Source organism: Ruegeria marina, assembly GCF_900101475.1.
Lineage (GTDB): Bacteria > Pseudomonadota > Alphaproteobacteria > Rhodobacterales > Rhodobacteraceae > Ruegeria_B > Ruegeria_B marina.
The window spans coordinates 46,792-62,187 of record NZ_FMZV01000015.1; the positions used below are offsets into that span (position 1 = coordinate 46,792).

At 63.9% G+C, this 15,396-nt stretch carries 14 protein-coding genes; 10 read left to right on the forward strand and 4 right to left on the reverse strand.

The annotated features are described in order from the left end of the window. Positions 1 to 63 precede the first annotated feature (63 nt). From BLT75_RS18010 to BLT75_RS18020, 3 genes are all read left to right on the forward strand, one after another. Positions 64 to 1,305, forward strand: coding sequence for a hypothetical protein (locus tag BLT75_RS18010; RefSeq protein WP_245706576.1), 1,242 nt, complete (start codon positions 64 to 66; stop codon positions 1,303 to 1,305). 140 nt (positions 1,306 to 1,445) lie between these two features. Then, complete coding sequence (gene gatB / locus BLT75_RS18015) at positions 1,446 to 2,957, forward strand: Asp-tRNA(Asn)/Glu-tRNA(Gln) amidotransferase subunit GatB (protein ID WP_093035087.1); 1,512 nt, start codon at positions 1,446 to 1,448, stop codon at positions 2,955 to 2,957. A gap of 327 nt (positions 2,958 to 3,284) precedes the next feature. Beyond that, positions 3,285 to 3,740, forward strand: coding sequence for a DUF4177 domain-containing protein (locus BLT75_RS18020; protein WP_093035090.1), 456 nt, complete (start codon positions 3,285 to 3,287; stop codon positions 3,738 to 3,740). 9 nt (positions 3,741 to 3,749) lie between these two features. Here the strand turns inward: BLT75_RS18020 and BLT75_RS18025 are convergent, their stop codons facing one another. Next, the gene (locus tag BLT75_RS18025; protein ID WP_093035093.1) at positions 3,750 to 4,004 is read right to left on the reverse strand and encodes a BolA family protein; all 255 of its coding nucleotides are present in this window, start codon (positions 4,002 to 4,004) and stop codon (positions 3,750 to 3,752) included. Between the two features lie 144 nt (positions 4,005 to 4,148). On the opposite strand from BLT75_RS18025, the gene BLT75_RS18030 reads away from it, so the two are divergent. Next, on the forward strand, positions 4,149 to 4,772 hold the full coding sequence (locus tag BLT75_RS18030; protein WP_093035096.1) for a J domain-containing protein: 624 nt from the start codon (positions 4,149 to 4,151) through the stop codon (positions 4,770 to 4,772). A gap of 227 nt (positions 4,773 to 4,999) precedes the next feature. Here BLT75_RS18030 and betC read toward each other — a convergent pair whose 3' ends face one another. Then, positions 5,000 to 6,454, reverse strand: a complete 1,455-nt coding sequence (betC, locus tag BLT75_RS18035; RefSeq protein WP_093035099.1) for a choline-sulfatase — start codon at positions 6,452 to 6,454, stop codon at positions 5,000 to 5,002. A gap of 195 nt (positions 6,455 to 6,649) precedes the next feature. On the opposite strand from betC, the gene BLT75_RS18040 reads away from it, so the two are divergent. Further along, positions 6,650 to 7,258: a methyltransferase family protein gene (locus BLT75_RS18040; protein WP_245706578.1), complete on the forward strand. Its 609-nt coding sequence runs from the start codon at positions 6,650 to 6,652 to the stop codon at positions 7,256 to 7,258. A 67-nt stretch (positions 7,259 to 7,325) separates the two neighbouring features. On the opposite strand, the gene BLT75_RS18045 is transcribed toward BLT75_RS18040, so the two are convergent. Continuing rightward, the gene (locus BLT75_RS18045) at positions 7,326 to 8,780 is read right to left on the reverse strand and encodes an arylsulfatase (protein WP_342727873.1); all 1,455 of its coding nucleotides are present in this window, start codon (positions 8,778 to 8,780) and stop codon (positions 7,326 to 7,328) included. A gap of 257 nt (positions 8,781 to 9,037) precedes the next feature. On the opposite strand from BLT75_RS18045, the gene BLT75_RS18050 reads away from it, so the two are divergent. The 4 genes from BLT75_RS18050 to cobT all read left to right on the forward strand — a co-directional run bounded on the left by BLT75_RS18050 (position 9,038) and on the right by cobT (position 13,724). After that, entirely contained in the window at positions 9,038 to 10,042 is a 1,005-nt protein-coding gene (locus BLT75_RS18050; protein ID WP_093035105.1) for a helix-turn-helix transcriptional regulator, read from the forward strand. A 165-nt stretch (positions 10,043 to 10,207) separates the two neighbouring features. Further along, on the forward strand, positions 10,208 to 11,194 hold the full coding sequence (gene cobS / locus BLT75_RS18055; RefSeq protein ID WP_093035108.1) for a cobaltochelatase subunit CobS: 987 nt from the start codon (positions 10,208 to 10,210) through the stop codon (positions 11,192 to 11,194). Between the two features lie 150 nt (positions 11,195 to 11,344). Continuing rightward, a complete protein-coding gene (locus tag BLT75_RS18060; RefSeq protein ID WP_143028597.1) occupies positions 11,345 to 11,749 on the forward strand; it encodes a hypothetical protein in 405 nt (134 codons plus the stop codon). Positions 11,750 to 11,846: 97 nt separating this feature from the next. Further along, positions 11,847 to 13,724, forward strand: a complete 1,878-nt coding sequence (cobT, locus tag BLT75_RS18065) for a cobaltochelatase subunit CobT (RefSeq protein WP_093035303.1) — start codon at positions 11,847 to 11,849, stop codon at positions 13,722 to 13,724. Positions 13,725 to 13,888: 164 nt separating this feature from the next. On the opposite strand, the gene BLT75_RS24435 is transcribed toward cobT, so the two are convergent. Next, positions 13,889 to 14,065, reverse strand: coding sequence for a hypothetical protein (locus BLT75_RS24435; RefSeq protein ID WP_176828104.1), 177 nt, complete (start codon positions 14,063 to 14,065; stop codon positions 13,889 to 13,891). A 139-nt stretch (positions 14,066 to 14,204) separates the two neighbouring features. Here BLT75_RS24435 and BLT75_RS18070 point away from each other — a divergent pair, with 139 nt between their 5' ends. Beyond that, complete coding sequence (locus tag BLT75_RS18070) at positions 14,205 to 15,395, forward strand: alpha/beta hydrolase (protein WP_093035113.1); 1,191 nt, start codon at positions 14,205 to 14,207, stop codon at positions 15,393 to 15,395. Position 15,396: the final 1 nt, after the last annotated feature.

The window sequence follows — 15,396 nt, forward strand, 5'->3', positions numbered from 1 at the left end:
TCGACCAATCAACAACTTACAGGCCGGTCGTTTCCAAGTATGCTGCACTTTACCCGCACCTTCATGAGTTCACTGCCTGGACTGACTGCGCGGTTTTCCGGCCGCGCAGTCGATTTCCCCAAGTGCAAGACACCGGTTTCACCTCTGAAACTCGAGGATGCCCTGACGATTCCGGTCGCGGAATGCAGCCGCGACGAGGAGGAATGCCGCGCCGCCCGTGAGAGGGGGCAGTTTCTCGCGCGTCAGGACCGGTGGAGCGAGTTGAGCGACGAGATACGAACCGCCGACAACGGACGCCATCGCACCATCGGCGGCACCGCGGTCGCCGACCTTCTGGCCTATGGCGCGCGTTGCGACGTGGTTGCCGCCTTCGAAGACGCCTTGAATGACGGTCGTTGCGGATCCGAAACATTTCTGTCCGACGGGATCCGGGGGCTGGAATTCGTCCGGCAGGAGCAACCCCACGACCCCTATGTCAACATGGTCGTGGCCTTGGCCCATATCGACATGGCCTGGACCTGGCGTGGCACGGTGCGCGAAACCATCATTCCCCGGATGAACCGTGAAAAATGCGCAGCCCATTTCGACCGGGCTCGGGATCTGTTGCATCCGTGGTGCGGCATAGAGCTGGACAGCCCGTTGCTGCAATCGACCTGTTGCGCCATGCTCGCCGGCGTTCCGGCTGCCTCGCGCAATGTCGCCGATACATACGAAGACCTGATTGACCTGGACCCCCGTAACCCGAGGCACATGCGTGCACTTGGAAACCACCTGCTGCCGCGATGGTTCGGAACCTATCAGGCACTGGAACTCGAAGCCCGCCGCACCGCCGCACGGACACATGATATCTGGGGCGCTGGCGGTTACACCTGGGTCTGTTTCGACGCGATCGCTCTGGACGAAGAGGCCTGTGCAGGGGTCGACATCGAATTCTTCGTCGACGGACTGCGCGATATCGTGCGCGTCTGTCCGGGGCAGGAAACGATCAACCTTCTGGCCGCCTATTGCACGGTCACCTTGTTGTCCGGCTTTGGCATCAATGAAAAGGCGGATATGGCGCGGGTTCAGATCTGTAACGCGGCCGATTGGCTGATCCGTGACCATCTGACCGAGATTCACCCGCTGATCTGGGCACATGCGGCGGACGGGTTTGCAAACAACATGCGCATATCCTCTCCAAGCCGGTTTGCCGCGCGCGGGCGCGCCAATGCGCTTCAGGCCATCGCCCATCTGTTCCGGGACGAGATCCGGCGTGGCAATCGCGTGGTTTTCACGCCCGACGGGCCGCAAGTGCACACCGCGTAACCTGATTTGCACAGCCGCGAAGGGCGCCCTGCTTGCCCAAATCTGACTGCGCCCGAGCGCTGGCTGGCCTGCTCCCCCTTGCTCATGGGCGCGTGCGGGCCTAGAAGGCGGTTTGTACAAAGCGGATAAGAGGCGCACCCATGCTGGATTTGACCTTCGACACCCCCAAACCCAAAATCATCGCCGGCGCCAAGCACGACTGGGAGCTGGTGATCGGGATGGAGGTGCATGCCCAGGTCAGTTCGAACGCCAAGCTCTTCTCGGGCGCCTCGACCGCTTTCGGCGCCGAGCCGAATTCGAACGTGGCCTTCGTGGATGCGGCGATGCCGGGAATGCTGCCGGTCATCAACGAGTTCTGCGTCGAGCAGGCGGTGCGCACCGGTCTGGGGCTGAAGGCCGAGATCAACCTGAAATCCGCCTTCGACCGCAAGAACTATTTCTACCCCGACCTGCCGCAGGGCTATCAGATCTCGCAGCTCTATCACCCGATCGTTGGTGAAGGCGAAGTGCTGGTCGAGATGGGCGACGGCACCGCGCGCCGGGTCCGGATCGAGCGTATCCACATGGAACAGGACGCGGGCAAGTCAATCCATGACATGGATCCGAACATGTCCTTTGTCGATCTCAACCGCACCGGCGTCTGCCTGATGGAGATCGTCAGCCGCCCCGACATCCGCGGCCCCGAAGAGGCCGCCGCCTATATCGCCAAGCTGCGCCAGATCCTGCGCTATCTCGGCACCTGCGACGGCAACATGCAGAACGGCAACCTGCGGGCCGATGTGAACGTGTCGATCTGCCGTCCCGGCGCCTATGAGAAGTATCAGGAGACACAGGACTTTTCGCACCTGGGCACGCGCTGCGAGATCAAGAACATGAACTCGATGCGGTTCATTCAACAGGCTATCGAATACGAGGCGCGCCGCCAGATCGCCATCGTCGAGGCGGGCGGCAAGGTCGATCAGGAAACCCGGCTCTATGACCCGGACAAGGGCGAGACCCGCTCGATGCGCTCCAAGGAAGAGGCGCATGACTACCGCTATTTCCCCGATCCCGACCTCTTGCCGCTGGAGATCGAACAGGCCTGGGTGGACGGCATCAAGGCCAGCCTTCCGGAACTGCCCGATGAAAAGAAGGCGCGCTTCATCAACGAGTTCGGCCTGACAGACTATGACGCCTCGGTGCTGACCGCCGAAGTGGAATCGGCCGCCTATTTCGAGGACGTGGCCAGGGGGCGCAATGGCAAACTGGCGGCGAACTGGGTCATCAACGAACTGTTCGGGCGGCTCAAGAAGGAAGACCACGACATCACCGAAAGCCCGGTCAGCCCGGCCCAGTTGGGCGGCATCATCGACCTGATCGCCTCGGATGCGATCTCGGGCAAGATCGCCAAGGACCTGTTCGAGATCGTCTATACCGAAGGCGGCGACCCGGCCGAGATCGTCGAGGCGCGCGGCATGAAACAGGTCACCGACACGGGCGCCATCGAAGCGGCGCTTGACGAGATCATCTCCGCCAACCCGGCCCAGGTGGAAAAGGCCAGGGTGAACCCGAAACTGGCGGGCTGGTTCGTGGGCCAGGTGATGAAGGCGACCGGCGGCAAGGCCAATCCCAAGGCGGTCAACGACCTGGTCGCGGCCAAGCTGGGGCTGTGACCTGTACCGGGTTTTGACCGTTTTGTACGCGGCCCCGGACCCGGATTGACCGATTTGTAGCGGTGTTCAGGAGCCCCTTCACAGGTGGCAAAACGCTGCCTGCGGAGGTTCCTTGCGGGATATCCCGCGCCACGCCCGGGCCGGGCCCAGATTTTTCGTCGAAAAATCTTTGCCTCTGGCGGGCCTCCCCGCAAGCGGGACACAAAGCGCGGGTTGAGACGGTCCCTTCCGATCCGATTGCGCAGGATGAAACCGGAGCCCTGACCCTCTGGCCAATGCGTCATCTCCTTGGTTATATGCGGGCCAAGTCATCCAAGAGGCCCCTGCATGATCCGCTACGAATACAAGGTCGTTCCCGCCCCCGCCCGCGGCACCAAGGCCAAGGGGGTCAAGACGCCCGAGGGACGGTTCGCGCTGTCGGTGGAAAGCCTGCTCAACGAAATGGGCGCAGAGGGCTGGGAATACCAGCGGGCCGAACTCTTGCCCAGCGAGGAGCGTACCGGGCTGACCGGGTCTGTGACCAACTGGCGCAATGTACTGGTGTTCCGCCGCGCTCGGGCCGAAGGGGCCGTTGCACCGGTCGCCGTCCCCCAAGCCCGGCCGGAAGCGATGGCCGAACCCGCAACCGCCGGGCAGGAAGAGGCGGATGACGGCACCCCGCAAGCGCGCCCGATCCCCGGCCCGGATACGATGAAGAACCAGTTGCGTGCGCCTGCGCCGATCTCGTCCCCGGTGAACGACCCGCCCTTGCGGGTGGTCAAGCCGGAGCCCGGCACGGACTGACCGCGCGCCTCAGTCACCGATATCGAGCGCCAGCGCGTGGATGCGCGGCACGATATCGCCAAGCGCCGCATGCACCGCGCGATGCCGCGCGACCCGCCCCATGCCGGCAAATCCGGCGGCGCGGATGCGCACCGTAAAATGGCTTTCCCCGCCTTCCCGGTACCCCGCATGGCCACGGTGGCGTTCGCTGTCGTCGGTGATTTCCAGTTCGGTCGGGGCAAAGGCAGCCTGAAGGCGCGCGCGCATTTCCTCGGCGATGGGCATGTCCGGCGATACTCCTCTGGATTGCGGATTTTTGCTGTTTTTCCGCCCGGCCGCGGTTTTTTTGCCGCCGCCCTCTTCTATCTGTCAGCACATAGACTAAACTCCTGCCTCCGAGTCGAGAAGCGCCAAGCGAAAGGGCCCGAAATGAGCAAGCCAGACCCCTTCGGATTCGATATGTCCGTCTCTTCCGCAAAGAAGAAGAACCCGCGCGGGCGGCGTGGTATGTCGGGTGCATCCGAAACCTCGGTCCGGGTCTGCGAGCACGAGGGCTGCACCGAGGCAGGCAAGTTCCGCGCCCCCAAGGCCCCCGACGTGCTGGACGACTATTTCTGGTTCTGCCAGCAGCATGTGCGTGAATACAACCAGAAGTGGAACTTCTTCGACGGCACCACCGAGGCAGAAATGAACGCGCAAATGTCCAAGGACAAGGTCTGGGAGCGCAAGACTCGGCCGATGGGCGACCCCGAGGCGCGGGCCTGGGCGCGGCTGGGGATCGAGGATCCGCACCAGGTGCTGGGGGCGAATGCGACGCAGAACCCGGGCCGTTCGGCGGCAGGGGGGCGGAAGCTGCCGCCAACCGAAAGGCGCGCCATCGAGATCCTTGAGGCCAAGGACAGCTGGACCAAGGCCGAGGTGCGCGCGGCCTACAAGAAGCTGATCAAGGTGCTGCACCCTGACATAAACGGCGGGGACCGCAGCCAGGAAGAGCAGTTGCAGGAAGTTGTCTGGGCCTGGGACCAGATCAAGGACAGCCGCAACTTCAAGTGACCGCCTGTACCTGACACACGCCCCGGCAGTCCCGGCCGCGCGCCGGCTTCCGGCTTCTTTCTGGTCACAAATACTCATATCCCGCCGGTGCATCCAACGCCACCGTTGTCTTCTTTGGTCCAGACCTCACCGCGGGGCGGGCTTCGGGCGGAGCGAGGGGGCTGTCTGCCCCCTCGCGCTCCCCCGAGAATATTTTCGACCAGAAAGAAGCAGCGGCAGGACCCCGATCAGCTGCGGATGTAGGCGGTGGTTCCTTCGGGATCGGGTCGGTAGTCCCATTTCGTGCCGTTTGCAGCCATTGCGGCGTTGACCACCTGTTTCTGCGCCAGCCGGGTCCAGACCTCGGCTTCGATCGCGTCGAGATCGAAGCGTTCGGCGATCAGTGCCGCGAAGCCGCGTTCGATATCGGCGGCCTTTGGGGTTCCCGCCAGGTTGTTCCATTCACCGGGGTCGATTTCGAGGTTGAAGAGCTGCGGGCTGGAGCGGTGGCAATAGAGGTATTTCCACGCGCCCTGGCGGATCATGAAGCTGGGGCGCATGATCCCCTCGCCGTGGTATTCCGAGATCACCGGCACCACGTCAAGCGCCTCGCCGCGCAGGGCGGGCATGAGCGAGCGGCCGTCCATCGGGCGGGCCGGGGTGGCGCCGACCAGATCGAGGAAGGTGGCGGGCAGGTCTATCAGCGACACCGGCGTGTCCACGCGGCGGTGCCCGGCGCCGGGATGGTCAATGATCAGCGGGATGCGGGCGGACCATTCGTAGTGGCTGCGTTTCTGGATCAGCCCTTTTTCGCCCAGCATCTCGCCATGGTCCGAGGTCAGGATCACCATCGTGTTGTCGCGCAGGCCCTGCTCGTCAAGCACGTCGAGCAACTCGCCCAGCTTGTCGTCGATGTAATGGGCGAGCGCGGCAAAGCCGCGGCGCATCGCCAGCAGGTCGGCCTCGTTGCGGATGCTTTTGCGGTCGAGCCCGTACCAGCGCAGGAAGGCGCGGTCGAAATCGGAATAGCGCGCGTCCATATCCGCCGGGTAGTGCGGCAGCGGCAGGTCGGCGTCCTTGTACATCTCCCAGTATTTGCGGGGCACGATATAGGGCGGGTGCGGGTTGGTGTAGGAGACCGTCAGCATGAACGGGCGGTCGGGCACGTGGCGCAGATATTCGAGCGCGCGGAAATGGGTTTCCTCGTCATATTGCAGCTCCGGGCTCCAGCCCGCGCCGATGTTGCGGGCCTGGTACTGGGGGGCGAAGTCGAAGGCCATCGCCGTGGGGTCGTTTTCATCGAGCAGCGGATAGGACCAGAGAAAGCCCGAGGGGTAGATGTCGGTGTTGAGGCGACGGCGGAAGCCGTGCAACTGGTCGGCGCCGATGAAATGCATCTTGCCCGAGAGCACGGTGTCGTAGCCCGCGTTGGTCAGGTAATGGGCGAAGGTGGGGATGAAGCTGTGATAGGGGTCGCCGTTGTCGTAGCAGCCGGTGGTCGAGGTGTGCAGCCCGGTCATGAAACAGGAGCGCGCGGGCACGCAGATCGGGCTGGGTGTGTAGGCGGTGGTGAAATTCACCGCCCGGTCGGCAAGCGTCTTCATGTGTCTGGTGCGGGCTATCGGGTGACCGCAGGCCTCGAGCATGAAGGGGGTCATCTGGTCGGCCATGACCAGCAGTATATTGGGATGGCGCTGTGGCATGGCGGGATGTCCTGGGCCTGGGGAATGCGGCAAGGCTAGAAGCGGCGCGCAGGCCTGTAAACAGGGAACGGCGGACGCGTCCGGAAGGCGATCCGGGTCTGAACCGGCCGCAGGCAAATCTGTTACATCCGCGTGTTACCCGGTTCGCGTCGGCATATGCGCGGCCCTTGTTCAAACTCAAGATGGACCAGTTCGATGATCCCCGAATTTGCCACGATGCTTCCTGACATTTCCCTGTCCCTGGCCCTGGCGGGAGCGCTGGTGTTGGCGGCCTATCTGGCGCTGGGCCTGCTCCGCCCGGAATGGGGCCTTTGGCCCGCCGCGCAAGGCTGGCGGCATCACACGGCCTTTGGCCTGTTCCGGCTGTTCTGCGGGGCGACGGTGGTGTTCGCCCTGTCCGAGGTCTGGATAAATGGCTGGGGCCATTGTCTGCGCTACGCAATCGGCGTTCCGCTGATGCTGGCGGCCTTTGGCGTAACGCTGTGGGGTTACCGGTTCCTCGGGATCGACAATACCTATTGCGAGAGCGGCGGGCTGGTTACGGGGGGCATTTATGCCTATTCGCGCAACCCGCAATACGTGACCTCGGTGCTGGCCACGGTGGGGCTGGGCATTGCCAGCGGGTCGGTTCTGACGCTGGTTCTGGCCGGGGTGCTGTTCGCGCTTTATTTCCTGTTCGTGCTGAATGAGGAGCGCTGGCTGAGCGCCGGCTATGGCGCAGCCTTCCGCGAATACATGGCCAGCACGCCCCGTTTTCTCGACGAGCGCAGCCTGCACCGGATGCGCGAGGCCATTCTGGATTGAGCGCCCGGGCGGATGTAGAAAGGGCGCGACCTGACGGCCGCGCCCTTCGATTATCAGGCGAAACGACTTAGCCGCCCTGATTGGTTTGCAACGTTTCCAAAACCGAGTCGATCGAGAAACTGCCCGGCTTCTGACGCGGCGGGTATTTTTCGAACGTGCCGAGAAACTGCGCCACGAAAGCCTGTGCGGGCACCAGAAGATAGGCCCGTTCCAGACGCCATTGCGGATAGTTGATGGATTCGTGATCGGCCTTCTCGAACGGGTCCGAGAACATGTTGAACACCTTGGGCAGACGCAGGGGGACCAGCGGATCCTGCCAGACGTCGAACCCGTGGGCGCGCTGTTCGGCAAAGACCACTTTCCACTGATCATAGCGCAGGTTCATCAGGTCGCCGCCGTCGGAGAAATAGAAGAACTCGCGTCGCGGTCCCTTGTCGACCTCGCCCCGGAAATACGGCATGAAGTCGTAACCGTCGAGATGCACGGGCTCGTTGCCCTCGCCGAAGGGCGCCTCGGTCAGCATCCGCTCTTTCATGTCCGCGTCACCCAGCGCCGACATGAAGGTCGGAAACCAGTCGAGATGGCTGATGATGGTGTTCGACTTGCGCCCCGGCTCGATCACGCCGGGCCACTTGATCATCATCGGAACGCGGAAGCCGCCGTCCCAGTTCGAGTTCTTCTCGTTGCGGAACGGGGTGGTGCCGCCATCGGGCCAGCTGAACACTTCGGCCCCGTTGTCGGTGGAATACATCACCACGGTATTGTCGGCGATGCCGAGTTCCTCGAGCTTGTCGAGCATCTGGCCGACCATCTTGTCATGTTCGACCATGCCGTCGGGGTAGACGCCCAGACCGGTAACGCCCTGACTCTCTTCCTTGAGATGCGTGAAGATGTGCATACGGGTGGTGTTGTACCACAGGAAGAAGGGCTTTTCGGCGTCATGCGCGCGCTGCATGAAGTCGAGCGCGCCGGCTGTGACCTCCTCGTCGATGGTCTCCATCCGCTTGCGGGTCAGCGGGCCGGTATCCTCGATGGTTCCGTCGACATTCGACCGGATCACGCCGCGCGGGCCAAATCTCTCCTTGAACTCGGGGTTCTTGGGATAGTCGGCATTCTCGGGCTCCTCCTCGGCGTTGAGGTGGTAGAGATTGCCGAAGAATTCGTCGAACCCGTGGTTGGTGGGCAGGTGCTCGTCCAGGTCGCCCAGGTGGTTCTTGCCGTACTGGCCGGTCATGTAACCCTTGGAGCGCATGTATTCGGCGATGGTGGGATCCTTTTCGCTCATCCCCTCCTTGGCGCCGGGCAGGCCGACCTTGAGCAGGCCGGTGCGGAAGCCCGACTGGCCGGTGACGAAGGATGCGCGGCCTGCGGTGCAGGATTGTTCGCCATAGCCATGGGTGAACAGCATGCCCTCGTTGGCGATGCGGTCGATGTTGGGCGTCTCGTATCCCATCATGCCCTGGTTGTAGGCGCTGATGTTCCAGTAACCGACATCATCGCCCCAGATGATTAGGAAATTCATAGGCTTGTCCTGGGCGTCGGCGACCTGTCCCGTCATCGCCATGCCGGCGGACAATAGAAGGGCGGAAACCGGCCCTCGCAGTCTCTTCAAAATCTTGGAAGGCAACATCGCAATCTCCTTTGTCTTTGGTGGAAATATGAGTTGCGATGGTAGGTTTTTTGCAGAATGATGCTTAGCATTTCCGGCCAAGACAAGTTTACGAAGCATATTTTTACGCAGGGGTTAAGACCTGCGGCGGATGTTCAGGGGACGGCGGGATGAACCGGCTCGATCTTGTTTATGCACCCGCGCTGAGCCCGGTTTTCGGCGCAACGGGTCTGGACAGCGGTATTCTGGAGCGACTGGCCGAGCGGGCCGGGCTGCCGGGCAGCATCGCTGAGGCGCCCAAGGGTTTTGTGCCGCTGTACGCGACCGAATTCTTCCTGGAACTGGTCCTGCGCGAGACGGGCGAGGGAAACTTCCTTTTTCAGAGCCTCGCCTTGGACCCGGCGGAACGCAGCCAGACGCAATCGGTGGTCGGTGTTCCCCTGCCTTCGGGCATCACGGGCACCGAGGCGCTGTCGGCCATGGTGCAGTCGTTCAACGGTTTCATTTCGGGCGCACGGTACAGTTGCGTGATCAAGGGGAAACATGTCTGGGTGCTGCGGACCGCCGCGGCGACCGAGTGGTCGGACTTCTGGTCGGTCCTGCAGTACAATCTGGCCATCATGCTGTCAGGGGCACGGCGGAGCATGGGCGCGGCGCTGCTGCCTGTCGCCCTGCGGCTGCCCCTCGCCCTGGCTGCGCTGGATCTGCCCGAGGATATGCGCGATCTGCCGGTGGTTCTGGACCGCGCGCATTTCGGCATCGCCTTCGATCTTGGCGAGGTTCTTTGCGCGGACAGCGGCGCGCATACGCCCGGAGGTCAGGACCGGTCAGCGGCGGCAAACCCGATATCCGACCGGTTTCTGGAGACGCTTGAACTCTGCATGAGGGAATTCGTGACCTCGACGCCGGGCGACTGCTCGGCCCGGCGGGTCGCCGCGGCCTTCGGTCTGAGCGAACGCAGCTATCGGCGGAAACTGGCCACGATCGGAACAAGCCATGCCAGCCTTCTGTCGAATACCCGCCTCGATATGGCGCGCAGGATGCTGGCAGGGCGCTCGGCCAACATCACCGCGGTGGCTTTCGAGTTGGGTTATGCCAATCCCGGCGATTTCACCCGGTTCTTCAAGGGGCGCATGGGCTGCACGCCGCAGGAATACAGGCGGTTGCGCGGATAGGCCGGGCCGAACCCGGGTCGCGGTTCCGGGAACGCCGCAGCGTTTCGGTGCAAAAACCGCCATTCCGGCCGCTTTTCGCCTTTCCCTTGCGGCTGGGAACGATATGTTGCACGACGATCTGATTGGCCCCGCGCGCGGCGCGGGCAGGCGACAAGGACCACAGGTATGGCTGACGGAAACACCCTGACGAACGCGAAACCCACCGAAGAGATTTCCGTCCGCGAAGTCTTTGGCATCGACACGCCGATGGTGGTCAAGGGGTTTGCCGAACGCAGCGACCGGGTGCCCGAGGTCGACCCGACCTACAAGTTCGACCCCGACACCACCCTGGCGATCCTGGCAGGTTTCACCCACAATCGCCGCGTCATGATCCAGGGCTATCACGGCACCGGCAAGTCGACACATATCGAACAGGTCGCGGCCCGGCTGAACTGGCCCTGTGTGCGCGTCAACCTCGACAGCCACATCAGCCGGATCGACCTGATCGGCAAGGACGCTATCAAGCTGCGCGACGGCAAGCAGGTGACCGAGTTCCACGAGGGCATCCTGCCCTGGGCGCTGCGCAACCCGGTGGCCATCGTGTTCGACGAATACGACGCTGGCCGCGCCGATGTTATGTTCGTGATCCAGCGGGTGCTGGAGCATGACGGCAAGCTGACCCTGCTGGACCAGAACGAGATCATCACGCCGAACAAGTATTTCCGCCTGTTCGCCACCTCGAACACCGTGGGTCTGGGCGATACCACCGGTCTTTATCATGGCACCCAGCAGATCAACCAGGCACAGATGGACCGCTGGTCGCTGGTGGCGACGCTGAACTACCTGTCCCACGACGCGGAAACCGCGATCGTGCTGTCGAAGGCGCCGCATTACAACACCGAGAAGGGCCGCAAGACCATCAGCCAGATGGTGACCGTGGCCGACCTGACCCGGACCGCGTTCATGAACGGGGATCTCTCGACCGTGATGTCGCCCCGGACCGTGATCAACTGGGCGCAGAATGCCGAGATCTTCCGCAACGTGGGCTATGCCTTCCGGCTGTCGTTCCTGAACAAGTGCGACGAACTGGAGCGCCAGACGGTGGCCGAGTTCTACCAGCGCTGTTTCGACGAGGAACTGCCCGAAAGCGCGGCGAGCGCCAGCCTCGGCTAAGTCCTGCATCACAATGTGAAAGGGGCGCCATCCGGCGCCCTTTTGATTTTCCGGGGCGCGGGACGGGAACCGTGACCTTCTGGTGACAGCAAATTGCTATCATTTGTATATACACTATTTCGAAAGGCGATTCCGTCATAGAATCGTTACATGACTGGATCAGGCCCCCTTTCGGTATGCGGCGCGGTTCTGTTCGCCATGAGCGCGGCCGCCCTTGCCCTGCCCGACCGCCCCGATGAACGGGCCGAGCTGTTTGCAACCTGTTCCGGCCGGCTGGATGCGCTGGCCACCCGGCAGCGGGCGCGGTTGGAACCGGATGCCGGGGACAGCGACCGCCTGCGGGCCGAATTCGAGATGCTGCTGGACGCGGTGATGCCGATGGCTCAAGAGGCCGGAGTGGTCGAGGTGCAGGCGCGGAGCTGGCGCCACCGTGGCTGGCGCGAGGTCGCATATCTGATGGCCACGGCGGATTACAACCCCGACCGGACCAAGGCTGCCTGGGCCTGGCACGACATGACCCTCCAGATATCGGATTGCCGCAAGGTCCTGCTCTGACCGGCGGGGCGGTCCCGGAAAATCCCCCGCGCCCTATGGCCAAGCCCGAGGTTTGGTTCTAGGTTGCCACCTCGGAACCGAAGAGATGCAGGGCGCCATGAGCAAACCCACCGACAACCCCGCCGATCCGTTCAAGAAGGCGTTGGCCGAGGCGACCAAGGTCATGGCGCATGACCCGGAGCTGACGGTCAGCTATTCGGTCGATCCCTCGGGCGTTTCGGGCGACACCATGCGCCTGCCGCAGGTCAGCCGCCGGCTGACCCGCGACGAGGTGCTGCTGGCGCGCGGCACGGCGGATGCGCTGGCGCTGTATCGCCGCTATCACGACGACGCGACCCACAGCCGCTATGCGCCGCCGGGCGACATGGCACGCGATCTTTACGAGGCGATGGAGACCGCCCGCTGCGAGGCGATGGGCGCCCGCGACATGCCCGGCACCGCATCGAACATCAACGTCAAGATCACCCATGAAGCGCTGCGGCGCGGTTACGACCAGTGCAAGCAGCCCTCGGAAGCGCCGCTTGCGGTGGCGGCGGGCTATCTGGTGCGGCACCTGGCGACCGGGCGCGACCTGCCCGCGGCGGCGGCCAATGTGATGAACCTGTGGCGCGGATTTATCGAGGAACAGGCTGGCGGCACGCTGGAGAACCTGAACGATATCCTGTCCAACCAGACCGAATTCGCCAAATTCGCCCGCCAGGTGATCAAGGACCTTGGATACGGCGACCAGCTGGGCGATGACCCGGACGAAATGGACGAGGATCAGGAGGATCAGGCCGAGGACGATGCCGACGAGCAGCCCGATCCCGACAGCACCGGCCAGGACGACCAGGACGAGCAGGACGCCGACGCCGATCCAGAGCAGAGCCAGGAACAGCAGCAGGACGAAAGCCAGGCCCAGGTCTCGATGGACGAGCTGGCAGACGAGGAACTGGCCGAAGAAACCGAGATGCCCGATGGCGAGGCGCCGCTGGAGCCGCCGCCGCCGCCGCCCGCCTCGGAGGCCGATCCGAATTACAAGGTCTATCTCGACACCTATGACGAGGAGATTGCTGCCGAGGAACTGGCCGAACCGGCCGAGCTGGAGCGGCTGCGCGCCTATCTCGACCAGCAACTGGAACCGCTGAAGGGCGCGGTCAGCCGGCTGGCCAACAAGCTGCAACGCCGGTTGCAGGCACAGCAGAACCGCAGCTGGGAGTTCGACCGCGAGGAAGGCATCCTGGATGCTGGTCGGCTGGCGCGGGTTGTGGCCAACCCGACCACGCCGCTGAGCTTCAAGGTGGAAAAGGATACCGAGTTCCGCGACACGGTGGTGACGCTGCTGCTGGACAATTCCGGCTCGATGCGGGGCCGCCCGATCTCGATCGCGGCGATCTGCGCCGACGTGCTGGCGCGCACGCTGGAACGCTGCAACGTCAAGGTCGAGATCCTGGGCTTCACCACCCGCGCCTGGAAGGGCGGGCAGGCGCGCGAGGCCTGGCTGAACGAGGGCCGGCCGCAGCAGCCCGGCCGCCTGAACGACCTGCGCCACATCATCTACAAGGCCGCCGACGCGCCGATGCGGCGCACGAGGCAGAACCTGGGCCTGATGATGAAGGAGGGGCTGCTGAAGGAAAACATCGACGGCGAGGCGCTGGAATGGGCGCACCGGCGGATGTGCGCGCGGCGCGAGCAGCGCAAGATCCTGATGGTGATCTCGGACGGGGCGCCGGTGGACGATTCCACCCTCAGCGTGAACCCGGCCAATTACCTGGAAAAACACCTGCGCGACGTGATCGCCATGGTGGAGAAGCGCAAGCAGGTCGAGTTGCTGGCCATCGGCATCGGCCATGACGTGACCCGCTATTACCAGCGCGCGGTGACGATCACCGATGTCGAGCAGCTGGCGGGCGCCATGACCGAACAGCTGGCGGCGCTGTTCGACAGCGACCCGCGCGCCCGCGCCCGGGTGATGGGGATCAGGCGCGCGAGCTGACCTCGGGCGATGGCGCCGGCCGCGGGTTCGGACGCCTCCGGCGGGAGTATTTGTGACCAGAAAGAAGCGCGAGGGTTTCTGCTTCTTTCTGGTCACAAATACTCATGGCGGAACCATTTGACCCGCGAGACGATGGTGATGAGGGGCGCCCTTCGACTTTCACCTCAGGAAACCCTTGCCCAAGGCCGGAAGGCGAACAGGCGGGCGACGCGGTCTGCTAATCGAGATTTCGGGGCGCACTGCCGCGCGGGCAGCCGGGCTGCGATCCGTTCTTCCTTCGATTGGGGCCGCAGATGGGCGGGGCGATGGTTCAGCAGCGCGGTATCGGTATGCAGGATCATGTCGGGCCTCCTTGATGTGTCCCCAGCATGGCAGGGCCGGGCGCGCCGCGCTTTCAGACGGTGTTGAGAAACCCTTGGGAAACGCCCTATTTTCCACTCGGGGCTTGCCGAGAGGCGGAAAGCGGGGTGTTAATTCAGCATGCGTTACGCGTTTTCCGATTGCGTTCTGGATGCCGGGCGGCACGTTCTGATGCGGGGCGGCGCGCCGGTTGCGACTGAGCCGCAGGTGTTCGACCTGCTGCACCTGCTGGTGCGCAACCCGGGGCGGCTGGTCAGCCGCGACGAAATCCTGGCCGAGGTCTGGAACGGGCGGATCGTGTCGGAAAGCGCGATCGGCGCCCGCATCGCGGCGGCGCGCAAGGCGGTGGGCGACGATGGCAAACGCCAAGCGATTATCCGCACCGTCGCCCGGCGCGGGTTGCAGATTGTGACCGAGGTCGCAGTACAACCGGACGGCGCCCCCCTCTCGGCACCTGCGGAAAGCACCGACGCGCCGCGCATTCGGTACCTCACTCTGCCCACGGGACATTCCAGGGCCTATTCGGTGTCGGGTGCCGGAGCCCCGGTGATCCTGATCGGCCAGACCCGCTCGGATATTGCGGCCGAGTGGCGCCTGCCTTTCGAACGCCACCGGTTCGAAGCCTTGTCGCGCCGGAACACGCTGATCCGGTTCGACACCATCGGAGCGGGACAATCGGATCCCCGACCCGATCGTTCGGCAATCAGTGAACAGGCCGACGACACCCTTCGCCTTGCCGACGCGCTGGGGCTGGACCGGTTCGCGCTCTATTCCCAGTCCGGTGGTTGTGCCCAGGCCCTTTGCATTGCAGCGCAATACCCGGAGCGCGTGACCCGCCTGGCAATGATGGGCGCCTATGCCGAGGGCCGCGCGGTGCGCGACGGCGCGCAGGGCAAGGAGGCCGAACCCCTGCGCGCCATGCTGCAAACCGCGCGGTCGCGTCCGGACAGTACCTTTTTCGAAGCCTTCCTGCTGGCGTATCAGCCGGAGGGACCGCTCGACTCCGTCCGGGCCTATGCCCGGATGATGCTGGACGCGGCGTCCAGGGAGCATGACCTGCGCCACCGCGACGTGATCAATCATCATTCCAGTCTGCAATTCCTGCCGCGGATCACATGCCCGACGCTGATCCTGCATTCCCGCCACGATGCGGTGCATCCGCTTTCGGAGGCCCGCAAGCTGGCCGCCGGCATCGCGGGCGCCGAGATGGTGGTGCTGGAATGCGCCAATCACGTTCCCTGGCAGGGCAATGCGGCCTATGACACCTACCTGGAAACGCTGACCCGGTTCCTTGCAGCGGAGGCGCAGTAGG

What these genes read in the sequence shown, in the direction of transcription:
- BLT75_RS24435 (WP_176828104.1), bottom strand. Translation starts at nt 14,065, where the DNA reads ATGATCCTGCATACCGATACCGCGCTGCTGAACCATCGCCCCGCCCAT.
- BLT75_RS18020 (WP_093035090.1), top strand. Translation starts at nt 3,285, where the DNA reads ATGATCCGCTACGAATACAAGGTCGTTCCCGCCCCCGCCCGCGGCACC.
- BLT75_RS18010 (WP_245706576.1), top strand. Translation starts at nt 64, where the DNA reads ATGAGTTCACTGCCTGGACTGACTGCGCGGTTTTCCGGCCGCGCAGTC.
- BLT75_RS18040 (WP_245706578.1), top strand. Translation starts at nt 6,650, where the DNA reads ATGATCCCCGAATTTGCCACGATGCTTCCTGACATTTCCCTGTCCCTG.
- BLT75_RS18070 (WP_093035113.1), top strand. Translation starts at nt 14,205, where the DNA reads ATGCGTTACGCGTTTTCCGATTGCGTTCTGGATGCCGGGCGGCACGTT.
- BLT75_RS18025 (WP_093035093.1), bottom strand. Translation starts at nt 4,004, where the DNA reads ATGCCCATCGCCGAGGAAATGCGCGCGCGCCTTCAGGCTGCCTTTGCC.
- BLT75_RS18060 (WP_143028597.1), top strand. Translation starts at nt 11,345, where the DNA reads ATGACTGGATCAGGCCCCCTTTCGGTATGCGGCGCGGTTCTGTTCGCC.
- betC (WP_093035099.1), bottom strand. Translation starts at nt 6,454, where the DNA reads ATGCCACAGCGCCATCCCAATATACTGCTGGTCATGGCCGACCAGATG.
- cobS (WP_093035108.1), top strand. Translation starts at nt 10,208, where the DNA reads ATGGCTGACGGAAACACCCTGACGAACGCGAAACCCACCGAAGAGATT.
- BLT75_RS18030 (WP_093035096.1), top strand. Translation starts at nt 4,149, where the DNA reads ATGAGCAAGCCAGACCCCTTCGGATTCGATATGTCCGTCTCTTCCGCA.
- gatB (WP_093035087.1), top strand. Translation starts at nt 1,446, where the DNA reads ATGCTGGATTTGACCTTCGACACCCCCAAACCCAAAATCATCGCCGGC.
- cobT (WP_093035303.1), top strand. Translation starts at nt 11,847, where the DNA reads ATGAGCAAACCCACCGACAACCCCGCCGATCCGTTCAAGAAGGCGTTG.
- BLT75_RS18050 (WP_093035105.1), top strand. Translation starts at nt 9,038, where the DNA reads ATGAACCGGCTCGATCTTGTTTATGCACCCGCGCTGAGCCCGGTTTTC.
- BLT75_RS18045 (WP_342727873.1), bottom strand. Translation starts at nt 8,780, where the DNA reads ATGAATTTCCTAATCATCTGGGGCGATGATGTCGGTTACTGGAACATC.